1 protein-coding gene is annotated in these 247 nt (G+C 57.5%); it reads left to right on the top strand.

Features of this window, described 5'->3' with window-relative positions; genetic code table 11:
* A partial coding sequence (locus tag BBG47_RS28745; RefSeq protein WP_139070861.1) for a condensation domain-containing protein occupies positions 1 to 247 on the top strand: 247 nt, incomplete at both ends.

Raw genomic sequence — 247 nt, 5'->3', positions numbered from 1 at the left:
GCCGGGGGAAGAGCTGCACATTCATTTCGATTACAACGGACAGGTGTACGAGCAAGGGACGATGGAGCGCTTGCAAGGTCACTGGATGCGGATGGTAGAGCAGATCTTGTCCACCCCGAACGTGGAGGTAGAGAAGCTGGAACTGCTGACGGCTGAAGAGCGGGAAGAGCTGTTGGTGACATTCAACGATACGGCGGTAGCGCTGCCTGAGGAAGCGACGGTGCATGGGCTGTTCGAACAGCAGGCT

The sequence above is a fragment of the Paenibacillus sp. KS1 genome (genome assembly GCF_001680695.1).
GTDB lineage: Bacteria > Bacillota > Bacilli > Paenibacillales > Paenibacillaceae > Paenibacillus_B > Paenibacillus_B suaedae.
Note: the sequence above shows the minus strand (reverse complement) of the source record. Positions and strands in the feature narration are given on the sequence as shown.